At 66.0% G+C, this 16,973-nt stretch carries 11 protein-coding genes; 5 read left to right on the top strand and 6 right to left on the bottom strand.

What is annotated here, in order from left to right:
• Nucleotides 1-20: 20 nt before the first annotated feature.
• Complete coding sequence (locus tag ACM0PY_RS00660) at nucleotides 21-1,112, bottom strand: homocysteine S-methyltransferase family protein (protein ID WP_111201569.1); 1,092 nt, start codon at nucleotides 1,110-1,112, stop codon at nucleotides 21-23.
• A gap of 13 nt (nucleotides 1,113-1,125) precedes the next feature.
• Entirely contained in the window at nucleotides 1,126-2,055 is a 930-nt protein-coding gene (locus ACM0PY_RS00655) for an ArsR/SmtB family transcription factor (RefSeq protein ID WP_069139733.1), read from the bottom strand.
• Between the two features lie 153 nt (nucleotides 2,056-2,208).
• Here ACM0PY_RS00655 and ACM0PY_RS00650 point away from each other — a divergent pair, with 153 nt between their 5' ends.
• Nucleotides 2,209-3,357 carry an acyl-CoA dehydrogenase family protein gene (locus tag ACM0PY_RS00650; RefSeq protein WP_180883890.1) on the top strand — a complete coding sequence of 383 codons (1,149 nt, stop codon included), beginning with the start codon at nucleotides 2,209-2,211 and terminating at the stop codon, nucleotides 3,355-3,357.
• A gap of 57 nt (nucleotides 3,358-3,414) precedes the next feature.
• A complete protein-coding gene (locus ACM0PY_RS00645; protein WP_495493229.1) occupies nucleotides 3,415-3,789 on the top strand; it encodes a hypothetical protein in 375 nt (124 codons plus the stop codon).
• A 152-nt stretch (nucleotides 3,790-3,941) separates the two neighbouring features.
• On the opposite strand, the gene ACM0PY_RS00640 is transcribed toward ACM0PY_RS00645, so the two are convergent.
• The 3 genes from ACM0PY_RS00640 to ACM0PY_RS00630 are packed head-to-tail and all read right to left on the bottom strand — an operon-like array spanning nucleotide 3,942 to nucleotide 9,055.
• Entirely contained in the window at nucleotides 3,942-7,115 is a 3,174-nt protein-coding gene (locus ACM0PY_RS00640; protein ID WP_061480089.1) for a multidrug efflux RND transporter permease subunit, read from the bottom strand.
• Between the two features lie 15 nt (nucleotides 7,116-7,130).
• Nucleotides 7,131-8,399, bottom strand: a complete 1,269-nt coding sequence (locus tag ACM0PY_RS00635) for an efflux RND transporter periplasmic adaptor subunit (RefSeq protein ID WP_069139730.1) — start codon at nucleotides 8,397-8,399, stop codon at nucleotides 7,131-7,133.
• Entirely contained in the window at nucleotides 8,399-9,055 is a 657-nt protein-coding gene (locus ACM0PY_RS00630; protein ID WP_061480087.1) for a TetR/AcrR family transcriptional regulator, read from the bottom strand. Before ACM0PY_RS00630 ends, ACM0PY_RS00635 begins: the two co-directional genes overlap by 1 nt.
• A gap of 250 nt (nucleotides 9,056-9,305) precedes the next feature.
• Between ACM0PY_RS00630 and ACM0PY_RS00625 the strand changes: the two genes are divergently transcribed.
• The 3 genes from ACM0PY_RS00625 (at nucleotide 9,306) to ACM0PY_RS00615 (ending at nucleotide 16,329) form a co-directional block, all read left to right on the top strand.
• Nucleotides 9,306-14,282 carry an NAD-glutamate dehydrogenase gene (locus ACM0PY_RS00625; RefSeq protein ID WP_180883892.1) on the top strand — a complete coding sequence of 1,659 codons (4,977 nt, stop codon included), beginning with the start codon at nucleotides 9,306-9,308 and terminating at the stop codon, nucleotides 14,280-14,282.
• Between the two features lie 281 nt (nucleotides 14,283-14,563).
• Nucleotides 14,564-15,337 (top strand): NAD kinase, encoded by a 774-nt coding sequence (locus ACM0PY_RS00620; protein WP_134971244.1) that lies wholly within the window; start codon nucleotides 14,564-14,566, stop codon nucleotides 15,335-15,337.
• 47 nt (nucleotides 15,338-15,384) lie between these two features.
• The gene (locus tag ACM0PY_RS00615) at nucleotides 15,385-16,329 is read left to right on the top strand and encodes a 5'-nucleotidase (RefSeq protein WP_005417414.1); all 945 of its coding nucleotides are present in this window, start codon (nucleotides 15,385-15,387) and stop codon (nucleotides 16,327-16,329) included.
• A 60-nt stretch (nucleotides 16,330-16,389) separates the two neighbouring features.
• Here ACM0PY_RS00615 and ACM0PY_RS00610 read toward each other — a convergent pair whose 3' ends face one another.
• Nucleotides 16,390-16,941: a DUF2939 domain-containing protein gene (locus tag ACM0PY_RS00610; RefSeq protein ID WP_111201563.1), complete on the bottom strand. Its 552-nt coding sequence runs from the start codon at nucleotides 16,939-16,941 to the stop codon at nucleotides 16,390-16,392.
• Nucleotides 16,942-16,973: the final 32 nt, after the last annotated feature.

The raw sequence follows: 16,973 nt of genomic DNA, 5'->3' as shown, positions 1-16,973 counted from the left end.
CGGGACGGTGGCGGCAACGTTCATGCGGCCTGCTCCCGGGTGCCGGGCAGTGCGCGCGGCGGCAGTCCGGCCACGGCATTGGCAATCGCACGGATATGCTCGGGGGTGGAGCCACAGCAGCCGCCGACCAGGTTCAACAGACCATCCTCGGCGAAGCCGCGCAGCGTGGTGGCCATCTCTTCAGGAGTTTCGTCGTACTCGCCGAACGCGTTGGGCAGGCCGGCGTTGGGGTGGGCGCTGACATAGCAGTCGGCGACCTGCGAGAGGGTTTCTACATGCGGGCGCATCGCATCGGCACCCAGCGCGCAGTTCAAGCCGATCGACAACGGACGGGCGTGGGCGAGCGATGCGTGGAAGGCCTCGGCGGTCTGCCCGGACAGGGTGCGACCGGAAGCGTCGGTGATGGTGCCGGAGATCATCACCGGCAGCCGCCCGCCGCGCGCATCGAACGCTTCCTCCAGCGCATACAGCGCGGCCTTGGCGTTGAGCGTGTCGAAGATGGTCTCGACCATCAGGGTATCGGCGCCGCCGTCGATCAGGCCCTCGATGGCTTCGCGGTAGGTGTCGCGCAGCTCGTCAAAGCTGGTATTGCGGAAGCCGGGATCGTTGACGTCGGGGCTGATCGAAGCGGTGCGGCTGGTCGGGCCGATCACCCCGATCACGAAGCGCGGCTTGCCCGGAGTGGTTGCGGCCACTGCATCACAGCACGTGCGTGCGACCGCAGCGCCGGCCTTGTTCAACTCGTACACCAGGTGCTCGAGGTGGTAGTCGGCCTGGCTGACCGAGGTTGCATTGAAGGTGTTGGTTTCGACCAGGTCCGCACCGGCCTCGAGGTAGGCGGTGTGGATATCGGCGACGATCTGCGGCCGGGTCAGCAGCAGCAGATCGTTGTTGCCCTTCAGGTCATGGCCTTCCGGTGTGGCGTGATCACAGCCGGAGCCATGCAGATGGTCATAGCCACCGGCGAAGCGCTCGCCACGGTAATCGTCTTCCTGCAGGCCGTGGCGCTGGATCATCGTGCCCATCGCACCATCGATGATCAGGATCCGCTCGCGCAGGGCGTCGAGCAGGGCGTTGGCACGATCGGGATGCAACCAGGGCAGGGCGGGCATGGCGGTCTCGGGCTCAGGGCTTGTTGGCGATCAGCGAAATCACTTCGAAGTGCGGCGGCCGCTTCTCGCGGGTGACCGTCTCCAGGCTGGACACCTGCAGGCCGGCCTTGTCGACGAACCTGCGCAGCTCCTTGTCGCTGAAGCCGAGGTTGACGTGGCCATAGGCCTCCACCGCTGCCTTGTGCTCGTGGCGGGCCAGGCTGCACAGCAGCAGGCGGCCGCCCGGGCGCAGTACGCGTGCAGCTTCGGTCACCGCCTGCGCCGGTTTGCTGGCGTAGGTGAGCGCATGCATCAGCACGACCAGGTCGAAGCTGGCATCCTTGAACGGCAGGGCATGCATGTCGCCCTCGCGCACTTCCACATTGGGCAGCCGCCGCAGGCGTTCACTGGCGGCGGCAACCACGCGCGCGCTGGTATCGATGCAGATGTAGCGCTTGGAATGCGGGGCAACCAGTTCGGCCAGCACGCCATCACCAGAGGCGATATCCAGCACGTCGCCGGTCTCAAGCAGCGGCAGCGCGGTGCGGGCCAGCGCCTCCCAGGTACGGCCCGGCGAGTAGTGGCGTTCCATGTCGCCGGCCACGCTGTCGGCCCAGTTCTGGTCGGCGGCGCGGTGGGCCAGCACGGCGGCCACGCGTTCAGCGTCCTGGCGCAGCAGCGGGTCATCGCTTCCGTTGCTCAAGGCATGCCACAATGCACGCTGCGCCGGGTCCAGCTGGGCCTCGTCGAAGCGGTAGTAGGCCGACACGCCGGCACGGCGGTCGCGGACCAGCCCGGCTTCCTTCAGGCGTGCCAGGTGGGTGGACACGCGTGGCTGCGCCAGCCGGGTGATCGCCGACAGTTCGGCTACGGTCAGTTCCTCCTGCTCCAGCAGCGCCAGCAGGCGCACGCGAGTGGCATCGGCGAACACCTTCAGGCGGGTCGACCAGTCTTCCAGATCCATAAACATCTACCTATCGCGATATAGAGATATATTCGCTGAAGGGGCCTGGCGCGGTCAAGTCGCCAGCGTACGGAAACTGCCGGGCCCCGGTACAATCGCAGCACCTGGGCGCGCCGTATGCGGCCCATAACTTCATGTACCCGGGAGGGTGTTGTGGATTTCAGCTTTACCGAAGAGCAGTTGATGCTGCAGGACGTTGCGCGGCGCATCGCGCAGGAAAAGATCGGCCCCAGTGCGGAGCACCATGACCGCACCGGCGAGTTCCCGCTGGACAACATCCGCCTGCTGGGCGAGAACGGCCTGATGGGCATTGAAGTGCCGACCGAATACGGCGGTGCGGGCATGGACCCGGTTGCGTACGTGCTGGCGATGGTGGAGGTCGCCGCCGCCGACGCAGCCCATTCGACCATCATGTCGGTCAACAATTCGCTGTTCTGCAACGGCATCCTGACCCACGGTACCGAGCAGCAGAAGCAGACCTACGTACGTGCCATCGCCGAAGGCACGGCCATCGGCGCGTTCGCGCTGACCGAGCCGCAGTCCGGTTCCGATGCCACCGCCATGCGCTGCCGCGCGGTGAAGCAGGCCGACGGCACCTTCGTCATCAATGGCAAGAAGAGCTGGATCACCTCCGGTCCGGTGGCCAAGTACATCGTGCTGTTCGCGATGAGCGAGCCGGACAAGGCCGCGCGCGGCATCACCGCCTTCATCATCGATACCGACAAGGCCGGTTTCGGTCGTGGCAAGACCGAGCCCAAGCTGGGCATCCGCGCCTCGGCCACCTGCGAGATCGAGTTCAACGACTACGTGGCGCAGGCCGAAGACGTGCTGGGCCAGGAAGGCGAGGGATTCAAGATCGCCATGAGCGTGCTCGATGCCGGTCGCATCGGCATCGCTTCGCAGGCCATCGGCATCGCCCGTGCCGCCTATGAAGCGACGATTGAATACGTCAAGGAGCGCAAGGCATTCGGCGCGGCCATCGGTACCTTCCAGATGACCCAGGCCAAGATTGCCGACATGAAGTGCAAGCTGGACGCAGCGCTGCTGCTGACCCTGCGCGCGGCGTGGGTGAAGGGCCAGGGCAAGCGCTTCAGCAATGAGGCTGCCATTGCCAAGCTGACCGCCTCTGAGGCGGCGATGTGGATTACCCACCAGGCGGTGCAGATCCACGGCGGCATGGGGTATTCCAAGGAAATGCCGCTGGAGCGCTACTTCCGTGATGCCAAGATCACCGAGATCTACGAAGGTACTTCGGAGATCCAGCGCCTGGTGATCGCCCGCAACGAAACCGGGCTGCGCTGAGTCGCATGGCCGCGCCGCCGCAATGGCGGCGCGGCGGTAGGTCCACGCCACGCGTGGATGATGGTCATCCAGATGACGTCATTGCCGTTGGCCTGCAGAGACGCATGCTGCTCTAATGCAGTCCGTTTCTTCGAGGATGACGACGTGATCTATCGCGGTTGGGGAATCATGACGCTGGTGACGCCGATTGCAGCGATCCTGCTGCTGGCGCACTTCTTTCCGCATGACGGCCCCAAGGGCAATACTCCGCTGTCACAGGTTCTGTTGGGCGCAGGCCTCGGCGCAGCGGTGAACGTGGTTCTGGGCCTGTGGCTCAACCGTGCGCCGCGGCAGAAGGGGGAGGCCGCGCCCCACCATTTCTTCTTCGTACCCATGCAGTGGGCCTCGCTGATTCTGGTGGCGGTGTGCGCCGTGGTCGCGGTGATGCGCTGAGGCGTTGCCCGAACAGCGCCAACCCAGGTTGGCGGCTACCGGCCATGCCGTTGTTCCGGTAGATGCCAACCTGGGTTGGCATGAATTCAATTGTGGCAATAAAAAGGCCCCGGATCGCTCCGGGGCCTTCTCGTTCTCAGCGCAGCACCGGATCAACGATCCGGACGATGTGCGGCATCCGCATCGCGCTGGCGTTCCATGAACTCCTTGGACGGTTCGTCCAGCTTGTCGCCCAGCATGCGGCGCACGACCACGAAGAACACCGGGATCATCAGCAGGCCGAGCAGGGTGGCGAACAGCATGCCGCCGATCACGCCGGTACCGATGGCGTGGCGGGAGTTGGCGCCGGCACCGGTGGAGATCGCCATCGGGATCACGCCCATGATGAACGCGAACGAGGTCATCAGGATCGGGCGGAACCGCAGGCGCGCCGCTTCGATGGTGGCATCACGCAGGTTCTTGCCTGCTGCGCGCTGCTCCACCGCGAACTCCACGATCAGGATCGCGTTCTTCGCCGCCAGGCCGATCACGGTGATCAGGCCGATCTTGAAGAACAGATCGTTGGGCAGGCCGCGCAGCATCGACAGGCCGAGGGCACCCAGCACGCCCAGCGGCACCACCAGCAGCACCGCCACCGGGATCGACCAGCTTTCATACAGGGCGGCAAGGCACAGGAACACCACCACGATGGACAGCACCAGCAGCAGGGTCGCAGCGTTGCCGGCCAGGATTTCCTGGTAGGACATGCCCGACCAGTCGTAGCCGAAGCCGGCCGGCAGGTCGTCATTGACGATGCCTTCCATGGTCTGCATCGCCTCACCCGAGCTGGTGCCCGGTGCCTGCGAACCGACGATGTTGATCGCGGAGTAGCCGTTGTAGCGGCTCAGCGACGGCGGCGCCGACACCCATTCGGACTTGACCACCGTGTTCAACGGGATCATCGCGTTGGTGCCATCGGCGTTCTGGGTCAGGCTGGACGGGCTGTAGAAGCTCTTCAGCGATTCCTGGCCAGTGCGGTACGGACCATCGGCCTGCATGGTCACGCGCTTGATGCGGCCTTCGTAGAAGAAGTCGTTGACGTACACCGGGGCCAGCATCAGCTGGATGGTGCTGTACACGTCCGACACCGACATGCCCATCGACTGCGCCTGCACGCGGTCCACGTGCAGCTGCAGCTGCGGCGCGTTTTCCAGGCCGTTGGGGCGCACGCCAACTAGGTGGTCCGGCTTCTGCGCGGCCTGGCCGAGCAGGATGTTGCGGGCCTGGGTCAACTGTTCGTAGCCGGCACCGCTACGGTCCTGCAGCCACATGTCAAAGCCACCGAACTGGCCGAGGCCCTGCACGGTGGGCAGGTTGACCACGAAGATCTGCGCTTCCTTGATGCCGTAGAACGCGCCGTTCATGTTCTGGATGAACTCGGGCGCGGTGAACTTGCGTTCTTCCCATGGCTTCAGGCGGATGAAGCCCATGCCCACGTTCTCGCCGGAACCGACGAAGCTGAAGCCAGCCACCTGCAGCATGCCTTCATAGCCATCCTGCTTTTCCAGGATGCCACGCATCTGCGCGAACACTTCGTTGGTCTGGCCCTTGGTCGAGCCCGGCGGCAGCTGCACGATCGCCAGCGCATAGCCCTGGTCTTCTTCCGGCAGGAAGCTGCCCGGCATGCGGGTGAACAGGAAGCCGCACAGCGCGGTCAGCACCACGAACAGGATCATCCAGCGCGGCGCATGGCGCACCGCAGAGGTGATGTGGCCCACATAGGTGTGGCTGATCTTGTCGTAGTACTTGTTGAAGGTGCGGTAGACGATGTTCGGGTTGTCGTTGTGCGTTGGCTTGAGGAACGTCGCGCATAGCGCCGGGGTGAAGCCCAGGGCCAGGAACGCCGAGAATGCCATCGAGATGGCGATGGTCAGCGCGAACTGCTTGTAGATCTCACCGGCGGCACCGCCCTGCAGGGCGGACGGGATGAACACCGCGGCCAGCACGACGGTGATCGCCACCACCGCGCCGGTGATCTGGGTCATCGCCTTCTGCGTGGCCGGCTTCGGCGCCAGGCCTTCCTCGCTCATGATGCGTTCGACGTTCTCGATCACCACGATCGCGTCGTCGACCACGATGCCGATCGCCAGCACCATCGCGAACAGCGTCAGCTGGTTGATCGTGAAGCCGATCATCCACATGCCCAGGAAGGTACCGAGCAGGGCGACCGGGATCACCAGGGTCGGGATCAGGGTGGCACGGAAGTTCTGCAGGAAGATCAGCATCACCAGGAACACCAGCAAGACCGCTTCAAACAGGGTCTTGACCACTTCCTGGATCGAGATCTTGACGAAGGTGGTGCTGTCGTACGGCGAGAACCAGGTGACCCCGGCCGGGAAGCTGGGCTGCAGCTCGTCCATCTTGGCGCGCACCGCTTCGGCCACGTTCAGGGCGTTGGCGCCCGGCAGCAGCTGGATGGCGAAGGCGCCGGTCGGCTTGCCGTTGTACTGGGTGTCGAAACCGTAGTTGTTGGCACCGAAGGCAACGCGGGCGATGTCCTTCAGCAGCACGCGCGAACCGTCAGCGTTGGCGCGCAGGATGATGTTCTCGAATTCCTGCGGCGAGCTGAAGCGGCCTTCGGCCGAGACCGTGGCGGTGAAGTGCTGGCCTTCCGGCGACGGGTCCGAACCCAGCGCACCGGCGGCGAACTGCACGTTCTGCGCACGCACCGCGGCCAGTACCTGGCTGGCCGACAGGCCATAGCCCTGCATCTTTTCCGGGTTCAGCCAGATGTTCATGGCGTACTCGGAACCGAACTGCTGGGTGCTGCCGACGCCGGGAATGCGCGAGACCTGGTCGAGCACGCGCGAACCGACGATGTCGTTCAGGGCGTCACGGTTGATGGTCGGGGTATCGGACTGCAGCGCCACCACCATCAGGAAGCCGGCGTTGGCCTTGGCCACCACCACGCCCTGCTGGGTCACTTCCGAAGGCAGGCGTGGCGTGGCCAGCGAGACCTTGTTCTGCACCTGCACCTGGGCGATGTCCGGATCGGTACCGGTCTCGAAGGTCAGGGTGATCTGCGCACGTCCGTTGGAGGCGGACGAGGAGCTGAAGTACAGCAGGTGATCGATGCCGGTCAGCTGCTGCTCGATCACCTGGGTGACGGACTTTTCCGTGGTATCGGCGCTGGCGCCCGGGTAGGTCGCCGAGACGGTGACCTGCGGCGGGGCGATGTTGGGATAGGACTCCACGCCCAGGTTGAGGATCGCGATCACCCCGCTGAGCGAGATCAGGATCGCAACCACCCAGGCGAAGACTGGATGTTCGATGAAAAATTTAGGCATGACGGAAGGTTCCCGTTACTGCTTGTTCGAATCGGTGGCGGCCGGCTTGGCCGCATCGGCCTGCTCGGGCTTGGCCGCGTCGGCCGGTGCCTTGCCTGCAGCCGGTGCAGCGCCCGCCGGGGCGGCGCCGCCTGCGGCCGGCTTGCCGTTGGCGTCCTGGCCCGGGGTCCACGGCTTGGCCACCGCCGGTGCACCTTCCTTGACCTTCTGCACGCCAGCCACGATCACCTTGTCACCGGCGGCCAGGCCGTCGCTGACCAGCCAGTTGCCGTTCTGCGCGCCATCGGTCTTCACGTTCTTGCGCACGACCTTGCCGTCGGCGCCGACCACCATCACGTAGCCGCCGGTGGTATCGCGCAGCAGGGCCTGCTGCGGCACCAGGAAGGCGTTGTTGCGCTCGCCCAGGTTGGCCTGGAAGCTGACGAAGGCGCCCGGCAGCAGGATCTGCTGCGGGTTCGGCAGCAGCGCGCGCAACGACACGGCGCCAGTGGCCGGGTCGACCGTGGTCGAGGAGAAGTCCAGCGTGCCCGGCTCACCATAGGTGGTGCCGTCGGCGAGCTTGACGTTGACCGTGGCCTTGCCGTCGCCGGACAGCGCCAGCGCGCCCTTGGCCTGCTGCGCGCGCAGCTGGGTCAGCTCGTCCACGCTCAACGAGAAGTTGACGTACAGCGGGTCGAGCTGGTCGACGGTGGTCAGCAGGGTCACATCGCCCTGGCCCACCAGCGCGCCCTCGGTGACCTGCTGCTTGTTGGCCACGCCGCTGATCGGCGCGGTCACTTCGGCATAGCCCAGGTTGATCCGCGAGGAGGTCACTGCCGCTTCGGCCTGTTTGACCGCGGCCAGCGCGGTGCGCTCGGCCGATTCGGCGTTGTCCAGGTCGGACTTGGAGACGAACTGCTGCGGGGCCAGCGAGCGTGCGCGGTCGGCGGCGACCTTGGCGTTGGCGTAGGTCGCGCGGGCCGAGGCCAGCTGGGCCTCGGAGGCGTTGAGCGAGGCGCGCAGCGGCGCCGGGTCGATCAGGAACAGGGTCTGGCCCTGCTTGACCTGCGAGCCTTCCTGGTAGACGCGCTTGAGCAGCACGCCGGGCACGCGTGCGCGGACGTCGGCACTGCGGAACGGCGACAGGCGGCCGACCAGCTCGCGCTGCAGCGGCAGGGTCTGCGGCTTGGCGTCGATCACGCCCACCTCCGGCGGCGGGGGCGTCTGCTGTTCCGGCTTCTTGCAGGCAGCCAGCGCGACAGCAACGGCGCACGTCAAGGCAAGGGTGCGGAGTGGGGCGGTCATCAGGAGGAACTCCGGGGTTGGTTTGTAGACGGGGCCGGCGACGGCTGAGGCGCGAAGGCGCGCAGGAAGCTGTCGACGGAGAACTCTGCCCAGCGCCGACGCAAGAGCGCGTCATCACGGTGGGGGGTATGGAAGCGCTGTTTGTCGAAATCCTGACCGGCGATCATGCTCAGCAGCAGTTCGGCCATGAAGTGCGGGTCGTCATGCCGGAGCTGGCCCTGCATGCAAACGGTTTCAATCCATTCAGCAAGATGAAGCGTCAGTGCGCCGGCGCCATGCCGGTACAGGGTACGCGCCTCTTCGGGAAACTGGGCCGCGTCGGCGGCGATCAGCCGGCAGGCCTGGCCCACGTGCGGTTGGTTGAAGTGCTCCAGGAAGTCGGTGGCGAACTGGAGCAGGCTGGCACGCAGGTCGTCAGTGCGGAGTGCACGAACCATGGCGCCGGTAGCGTGGCCGACGTGGCGCTGCATTACCCGGCGCAGCAGTTGCTGCTTGCTGCCGTAGCGCGAGTAGAGGGTCTGCTTGGAACAGCCGGCATGCTGGGCCACCGCGTCCATGCTCATCTGCATGCCCTGCTGGGCCAGCAGTTCGCGCACGGCATCGAACACGCGCTCATCGCGTGCGTCGAGGGCAACGGGAAGGTAGGCCGGGTTCACGCGGTGGACTATACCGTCCAGTTCAGGATTGTGGAATCGAATCGGTGTCGCCGCGTGTGTCTTCCGGTAACACGCTTTGCCGATCCTGTCGGCAGTGCTTAAGCAGGCGCCCGCTCCATACCGGAGCGAACTGAATAGGCGTCTAAACCGCAGCAAACCCGGATCTGCTTATTCCGTCCTGCAGCAAGGCCTTTTCGTGCGGTAGGGCTACAATTTCATTTTCCCAACTGAGCAAGCGCATCGCTCTGCCATGAAACCGCAAAAAACCGCAGCCAAGACCGTGAAAAACAAGACGAAACCAGCAGAGTCGGAGGTCGCAGTGACCGCTGGTTTCTCCCTGGAGCCGGTGTACACGGCCTTGCGCAAGCGCTACCCCGCGGCCGCACAGGCCGAAGCAGTGGCCTTCGCCACTGACTTCTACAAGCGCATGGAGTCGGACGAGTTCCCGCACCACAGCGCTGAAGAGTGGGCCGCTCTCGCGGCTGAGACGCTGGAATTCGCCCGGGCCCGCAAGGCTGGCAAGGCCAACGTCCGCGTGTTCAATCCGACCGCGAAGGCCAACGGTTGGGAATCGCCGCATACCGTGCTGCAGATCGTCAACGACGACATGCCGTTCCTGGTCGATACCGTCACCATGTCGCTGGCCGAGCAGGGCGTGGGCGTCCACGTGCTGGGCCACCCGGTACTGCGTTTCACCCGCGACAAGGCCGGCAAGCTGGTCAAGGTCGGCGAAGGTGATGCCGAGTCGGTGATGCTGCTGGAGATCGACCGCCAGCCGGCCGATGCAATGGCTGCCATCGAGCAGGCCATCAACAAGGCGCTGGATGAAGTGCGTGCGATCGTGCGCGACTGGCAGCCGATGAAGGACAAGGCGCTGGCGCTGGCCGACGACCTGGGCAGCCGCCAGCTGCCGGTCGACGACGCGTCGCGCAAGGAAGCACAGGAGTTCCTGCGCTGGGCCGCTGACAACCACTTCACCTTCTTCGGCTACCGCGAGTACCGCGTCGAGAAGCAGGGCAAGGAAGAGGTGCTGGCGCCGCTGAACGACACCGGCCTGGGCCTGATGCGCGGCAAGGACAAGTCCGCCGCCCGTCCGGTCAAGACGCTGGCCGCGCAGGGCCTGAACACCACGTCCGGTTTGAAGGATGCGCTGATCCTGACCAAGACCAATGCCCGTTCGCGCGTGCACCGCGCCGGCTACATGGACTATATCGGCGTGCTGGAGTTCGACGCCAAGGGCAAGATCATCGGCGAGCAGCGTTTCCTCGGGCTGTTCACCTCCAGCGCCTACAACCGTCGCCCGTGGGAAATCCCGCTGGTGCGCCAGCGCCACGAGCACGTGATGAAGCAGTCCGGGCTGGCCCCCGCCAGCCACAGTGGCAAGGCCCTGCGCCATATCCTGGAAACCCTGCCGCGCGAAGAACTGTTCCAGTCCAGCGAGGACGAACTGTTCCGCACCGCGATGGGCGTGCTGGGCCTGCAGGAACGCGTGCGCAGCCGCCTGTTCCTGCGCCGCGACAAGTACAGCCGTTTCATCTCCGCGCTGGTCTACCTGCCGCGCGAGCGCTTCAACACCGACGTGCGCCTGCGCATCGAAGCAATGCTCAAGGACGCGCTGCACGGCGAGTTCGTCGACAGCTCGGTGGTGCTGGGCGAATCACCGCTGGCGCAGGTGCACCTGATCGTGCGCCCGAAGCCGGGTGAAATGCTCGACGTTGATACCGCCGAACTGGAGCAGAAGCTGGCCCAGGTGCTGCGTAACTGGCAGGACGATCTGCGCGAAGCGCTGGTGAGCCGCCACGGCGAGACCGAAGGCCTGCGCATCGCCGCCCGCATCGGCAAGGCGCTGCCGGCCGGCTACATCGAAGACAACAGCACCGCCGTTGCCGCCAACGATGTCAGCCAGCTCGACGCGCTGACCGGCCCGGACGACCTGCGCCTGAGCCTGCAGGCCGTGCCGCGCGAAAGCGGCGATGGCCTGCGCCTGAAGCTGTATCGCCAGCTGGATGACATCCCGCTGTCGGACGCGCTGCCGATGATGGAAAACATGGGCCTGCGCGTGATCGCCGAACGTCCGTACCGCCTGTCGGTCGACAACGCGCCGGTGTACGTGCAGGACTTCGAGGTCGAGTCGACCGCTGGCGCGATCGATGCCGCCAGTGTCGATGAAGCCTTCGGTGAGACCTTCGCCCGCGTCTGGCACGGCGACGCCGAGAACGATGGCTTCAACCGCCTGGTGCTGGCTGCTGGCCTGCACTGGCGCCAGGTCGCCATGCTGCGTGGCTACTGCAAGTACCTGCTGCAGACCGGCGTGCCGTTCTCGCAGGCCTACGTGGAAGGCACCTTCGCGCGTTACCCGCTGCTGGCCCGCCTGCTGGTCGAACTGTTCGAGGCCCGCTTCGATCCGGCCACCGGCCATGAGAGCAAGGACGACATCGCGGCCGGCCAGGCCCAGCTGAAGGCCCACTTCGATGTGCTGGCCGCTGGCGACGACGCCACCCTGAAGGTGCTCAAGAGCGTGGTCGATGCCCGCAAGGGTGACCGCGACGCGCAGATGCAGGCCGCGCGCGATGCGCTGCTGAAGCTGATGGATCGCGTGTCCAGCCTGGACGAGGACCGCATCCTGCGCTCGTTCATGGGCGTGATCGACGCGACCCTGCGTACCAGCTACTACCAGACCGATGCCAACGGCCAGCACGGCCATGTCATCAGCTTCAAGTTCGATTCGGCGCTGGTGCCGGACCTGCCGAAGCCGCGCCCGTACCGCGAGATCTTCGTGTACGGCCCGCGCGTGGAAGGTACCCACCTGCGCTTCGGCGCGGTTGCGCGTGGCGGCCTGCGCTGGTCGGATCGTCGCGAAGACTTCCGTACCGAAGTGCTGGGCCTGGTCAAGGCACAGATGGTCAAGAACACCGTCATCGTGCCGGTCGGCGCGAAGGGTGGCTTCTTCGCCAAGACCCCGCCGGTGAACGGCGATCGCGACGCGATCTTCGCCAACGGCGTGGCCTGCTACAAGCTGTTCATCCAGGGCCTGCTGGACATCACCGACAACATCGTCAACAACAAGATCGTGCCGCCGGTGGATGTCGTGCGCCACGACATGGACGATCCGTACCTGGTGGTGGCCGCCGACAAGGGCACCGCGACCTTCTCCGACATCGCCAACGGCCTGGCCATCGCGCACGGCTTCTGGATGGGCGATGCGTTCGCCTCCGGTGGATCGGTCGGCTACGACCACAAGGGCATGGGCATCACCGCGCGCGGCGCGTGGGAATCGGTCAAGCGCCACTTCCGTGCGCTGGGCCGTGACAGCCAGAGCCAGGACTTCACTGCGGTCGGCGTCGGCGACATGTCCGGCGACGTGTTCGGCAACGGCATGCTGCTGTCGCGCCATATCCGCCTGGTCGCTGCGTTCGACCACCGCCACATCTTCCTGGACCCGAATCCGGATGCGGCCACGTCGTTCATCGAGCGTGAGCGCCTGTTCACCCTGCCGCGTTCGAGCTGGGCGGACTACGACACCAAGCTGATCAGCAAGGGCGGCGGCGTGTACCCGCGCAGCCTGAAGTCGATCGAGATCACCCCGCAGGTGCGTGAGGCGCTGGGCCTGGACGAGAACGTCAAGGCGCTGTCGCCGAACGATCTGATGAGCGCGATCCTGAAGGCACCGGTCGACCTGCTGTGGAACGGCGGCATCGGTACCTACGTCAAGGCCGCCAGCGAGCAGCACAGTGATGTCGGCGACCGCGCCAACAACGCACTGCGCGTGAACGGTGGCGAGCTGCGCTGCAAGGTGGTGGGCGAGGGCGGCAACCTGGGCATGACCCAGCTGGGCCGCATCGAAGCTGCCCAGGCCGGCGTGCTGCTCAACACCGACTTCATCGACAACTCGGCCGGTGTCGACACCTCCGACCATGAAGTCAACATCAAGATCCTGCTCAACGATGTGGTGCGGGCCAAGAAGCTGACCGTCGAGCAGCGCAACAAGCTGCTGGCCTCGATGACCGATGAAGTCGCCGAGCTGGTGCTCAACGACAACTATCGCCAGAACCAGGCACTGAGCCTGATGGAGCGGATGGCGGTCAAGCGCCTGGGTTCCAAGCAGCACTTCATCCGCACCCTGGAACAGCAGGGCCTGCTCGACCGCCAGATCGAGTTCCTGCCGTCCGATGCCGAGCTCTCGCAGCGCAAGGCACGCGGCCAGGGCCTGACCCGTCCGGAGCTGTCGGTGCTGCTGTCCTATTCCAAGCTGGTGGCGTTCAACCAGCTGCTGGATTCGGACATTCCGGAAGATCCGTACCTGTCCAAGGAGCTGCAGCGCTACTTCCCGACCCCGCTGCAGAAGAAGTACGCCGACGCGATGGAGCGTCACCGCCTGAAGCGCGAAATCATCGCCACGGCCGTGACCAACCAGACCATCAACCGCATGGGCGCCACCTTCCTGATGCGCATGCAGGAAGACACCGGCCGTTCCATCGCCGAGGTCGCCAAGGCCTACACCATCAGCCGTGAAACGCTGGATGCACGCGCGTTGTGGGCACAGATCGATGCCCTCGACGGCAAGGTGCCGGAGTCGGTGCAGATCGACGCCCTGGAAGTGATCTGGAAGCTGCAGCGCTCGTTCGTGCGTTGGCTGCTGTCGCGCCCGGGCGCGATGCCGGGCATCACCGAAGCGGTCAACCGCTACCAGGGACCGTTCAACGACATCCGCGTCGCTTCGGGCGTGCTGCCGGATTCGCAGCGTCCGACCTACGAAGCCCTGGTGGCCGAGTGGAAGGAAAAGGGCCTGCCGTCTGCACTGGCACAGCAGCTGGCCGAACTGCACTTCCTGGAGCCGGCGTTCGACATCATCGAACTGGCCCGCACCCGCAAGCTGAAGCCGGTGGACGTGTCCAAGGTCCACTTCCGCCTGGGCGATGCCCTTCAGCTGCCGTGGCTGTTCGAGCAGGTCGACGCGCTGGAAGTCAACGGTCGTTGGCACGCGGTGGCGCGTGGCGTGCTGCGTGATGAGCTTGCAGCCAACCACCGCAACCTGGCCGGGCAGGTGCTGGGGACCAAGGGCAGCAGTGCCGAGGCCAAGGTCGCTGCCTGGATGGGCCGCGACGACAACAGCCTGCGCTTCACTCTGGCGATGCTGGCCGAACTGGCCGAGCAGAAGACCCTGGACTACCCGACCGTCTCGGTCGCGGTGCAGCGCCTGGGCCAGCTGGCCGCGCATGGTGCGTAAGCGCATTCGCGCTGACGCCCCACGGATTGCTCTGCAAACCGTGGGCCCCATGCCAACCATGCTCCCAGACTCCCGCACCGTTGGCGCGCCCCCCTGACTCAGGGGGGCTCCTGATCTGCAGCAGTTGGAGGAACGGCCCCGCGAAAGCGGGGCCGTTCTGCATTGTCTGGTAGTGCCGGCCGCTGGCCGGCAACCTCATGAATCGCAACCGGGTGCAGCAGCCGGCCAGCGGCCGGCACGACCGGGTATGCTCTTGCTGGCACACCCACCCGGATCCACCGATGAGCGACACCCCCCGCATCGCTTTCCTGGCCAGCAGCACCGAACCTGCACGGATGGCCCGCGCGGCGATGATCTCGCGTTATGGCGATCACGCGCCCGAGCAGGCCGACGTGCTGTGCCCGCTGGGTGGCGACGGTTTCATGCTGCAGACCCTGCACCGGCACGGGCACCTGGGCAAGCCGGTGTTCGGCATGAAGCTGGGCACCGTTGGCTTCCTGATGAACCAGTACCGCGGTGACGATGACGTGCAGGCCCGCATTGCGCGTGCCGAACCGGCCAACCTGCGCCCGCTGGAAATGGTGGCGCTGACCGAGTCCGGCACCAGCACCGGGTCGCTGGCCTACAACGATGTCTCGCTGCTTCGCCAGACCCGGCAGGCGGCCCATATCGGCATCGACCTCAACGGCCAGGAGCGGGTGGCCGAGCTGATCGGTGACGGCGTGCTGGTGGCCACCCCGGCCGGCAGTACCGCCTACAATTATTCCGCGCACGGCCCGGTGTTACCGCTGGGGTCGCATACCATCGCGCTGACGCCGCTGGCCCCGTATCGGCCGCGACGCTGGCGCGGGGCGATCCTCAAGGCCGACACCGAAGTGCGCTTCCGCGTGCTCGATCCGTACAAGCGTCCGGTCAGCGTCACCGCTGATTCGCACGAGACCCGCGATGTGGTCGAGGTGACCATCCGTGAGTCGAGGGACCGTCGTGTGACCCTGCTGTTCGACCCGGAGCACAACCTGGAAGACCGGATCCTGAGCGAACAGTTCGTTTTTTGATGACAATGGGCGGCCGGCCCCGCCGACCGCTTGAAGGACCCCCACCGATGGGCGACAACTCCCCCCGTTTGCTGACCGTCGCGGTCACCTCGCGCGCACTGTTCGACCTCGAGGAGAGCCATGCGCTGTTCGAGAGCGATGGCGTGGCGGCCTATGCCGAGTTCCAGCGCCAGCATGAGGACGACATCCTCGGCCCCGGCGTGGCCTTTCCCGTGGTGCGCAAGCTGCTGGCACTGAACCAGGGCGCCAGCCCGGAGAACCCGCGGGTCGAGGTGATCCTGCTGTCGCGCAACTCGGCCGATACCGGCCTGCGCATCTTCAACTCCATCCAGCATTACGGCCTGGGCATCATCCGTGCGACGTTCACCGCTGGCGAGCCGACTTGGCCGTATGTGAAGCCGTTCGGCACCGACCTGTTCCTGTCGGCCAACCCGGAATCGGTGCGCAGTGCGCTGCGCCATGGCATCGCGGCGGCGACCATCCTGCCCAAACCACCGGGCGAGACCGCTGCGGCAGCGGCCGACCAGATCGATACCGGTCGCCCGGCCGGCCAGCTGCGCATTGCCTTCGACGGTGACGCAGTGATCTTCGGTGACGAGAGTGAGCGCATTTCGCGCGAGCAGGGCGTGGAAGCCTTTGGCCGCCACGAACGCGAACGCGCCCGCGAGCCACTCAGTGGCGGCCCCTTCCGCGGCTTCCTGTCGGCCCTGCACACGCTGCAGGAAGTGTTCCCGGCTGGCGACAGCGCGCCGATCCGTACCGCACTGGTGACCGCGCGGTCGGCCCCGGCGCACGAGCGGGTGATCCGCACCCTGCGGGAGTGGGGCGTGCGCCTGGACGAAGCGCTGTTCCTCGGCGGCCGGCACAAGGGGCCGTTCCTGCAAGCCTTCGGTGCCGACATCTTCTTCGATGATTCGCAGCACAACATCGACAGTGCCCGCGAGCATGTGGCTGCCGGCCACGTACCGCACGGCGTCGCCAACGAGGGATAGGGCGGATTCGACCGGTAGGTGCCAAACTTGGTTGGCGCTGCCGTCAGGCCACGGGTCCGATCAAGGGCTGCCCGACATCCCCAACTGCAGGTCCACCACTTTCCAGCGCAGGCCCTGCGGCTCCAGCACCACCTTCATCGGTGGCTGGCCGGGGCCGCGATCGACATCGATCACGAAGCGATCGAACGCCTCGAAATGGTGCTCGGCGTGCTTCAACGGCCGCGCAGGTTCGGTCGCGCCGAAGGCGTCGCCACCCTGCAGTTCATTGCGGCCACGCTTCCACAGCACGTGGCCCTGCAGCATCGCGCCGATCCCGGTCGGGGTCACCATGGTTTCCACCGCGGCCCCCCCGAGCTGGTCGCCCAGGCCGTAGAGGAGGGCTCCGAACGGGCTGGCCGCCACGTCCGGGCCCGCCTGGCGCACCAGGTAATCATTGAGCTGCGCACGCAGGCTGCTGCGCACGCGCGGGAAATCGACGTAGCGCTCCAGGCGCGCGGTGTCGCGTTGCTCGATGGCCTTGGACAGGCCATTGACGGTCAGGTACGGGCCGCCGAACCACCAGGCCGCCAAGGCCAGGACCAGCAGCACAAGCAGTGCGGTGAGCTTCTTCATGCCGGACAGACTGCCGCAACGGCGGCAGTGCC

Origin of the sequence: Stenotrophomonas sp. BR163 (assembly GCF_047520985.2) — a bacterium.
In the GTDB taxonomy this organism is placed as follows: domain Bacteria; phylum Pseudomonadota; class Gammaproteobacteria; order Xanthomonadales; family Xanthomonadaceae; genus Stenotrophomonas; species Stenotrophomonas sepilia.
The sequence above is the reverse complement of the archived record's forward strand: the minus strand, read 5'-3'. Positions and strand labels throughout refer to the sequence as shown.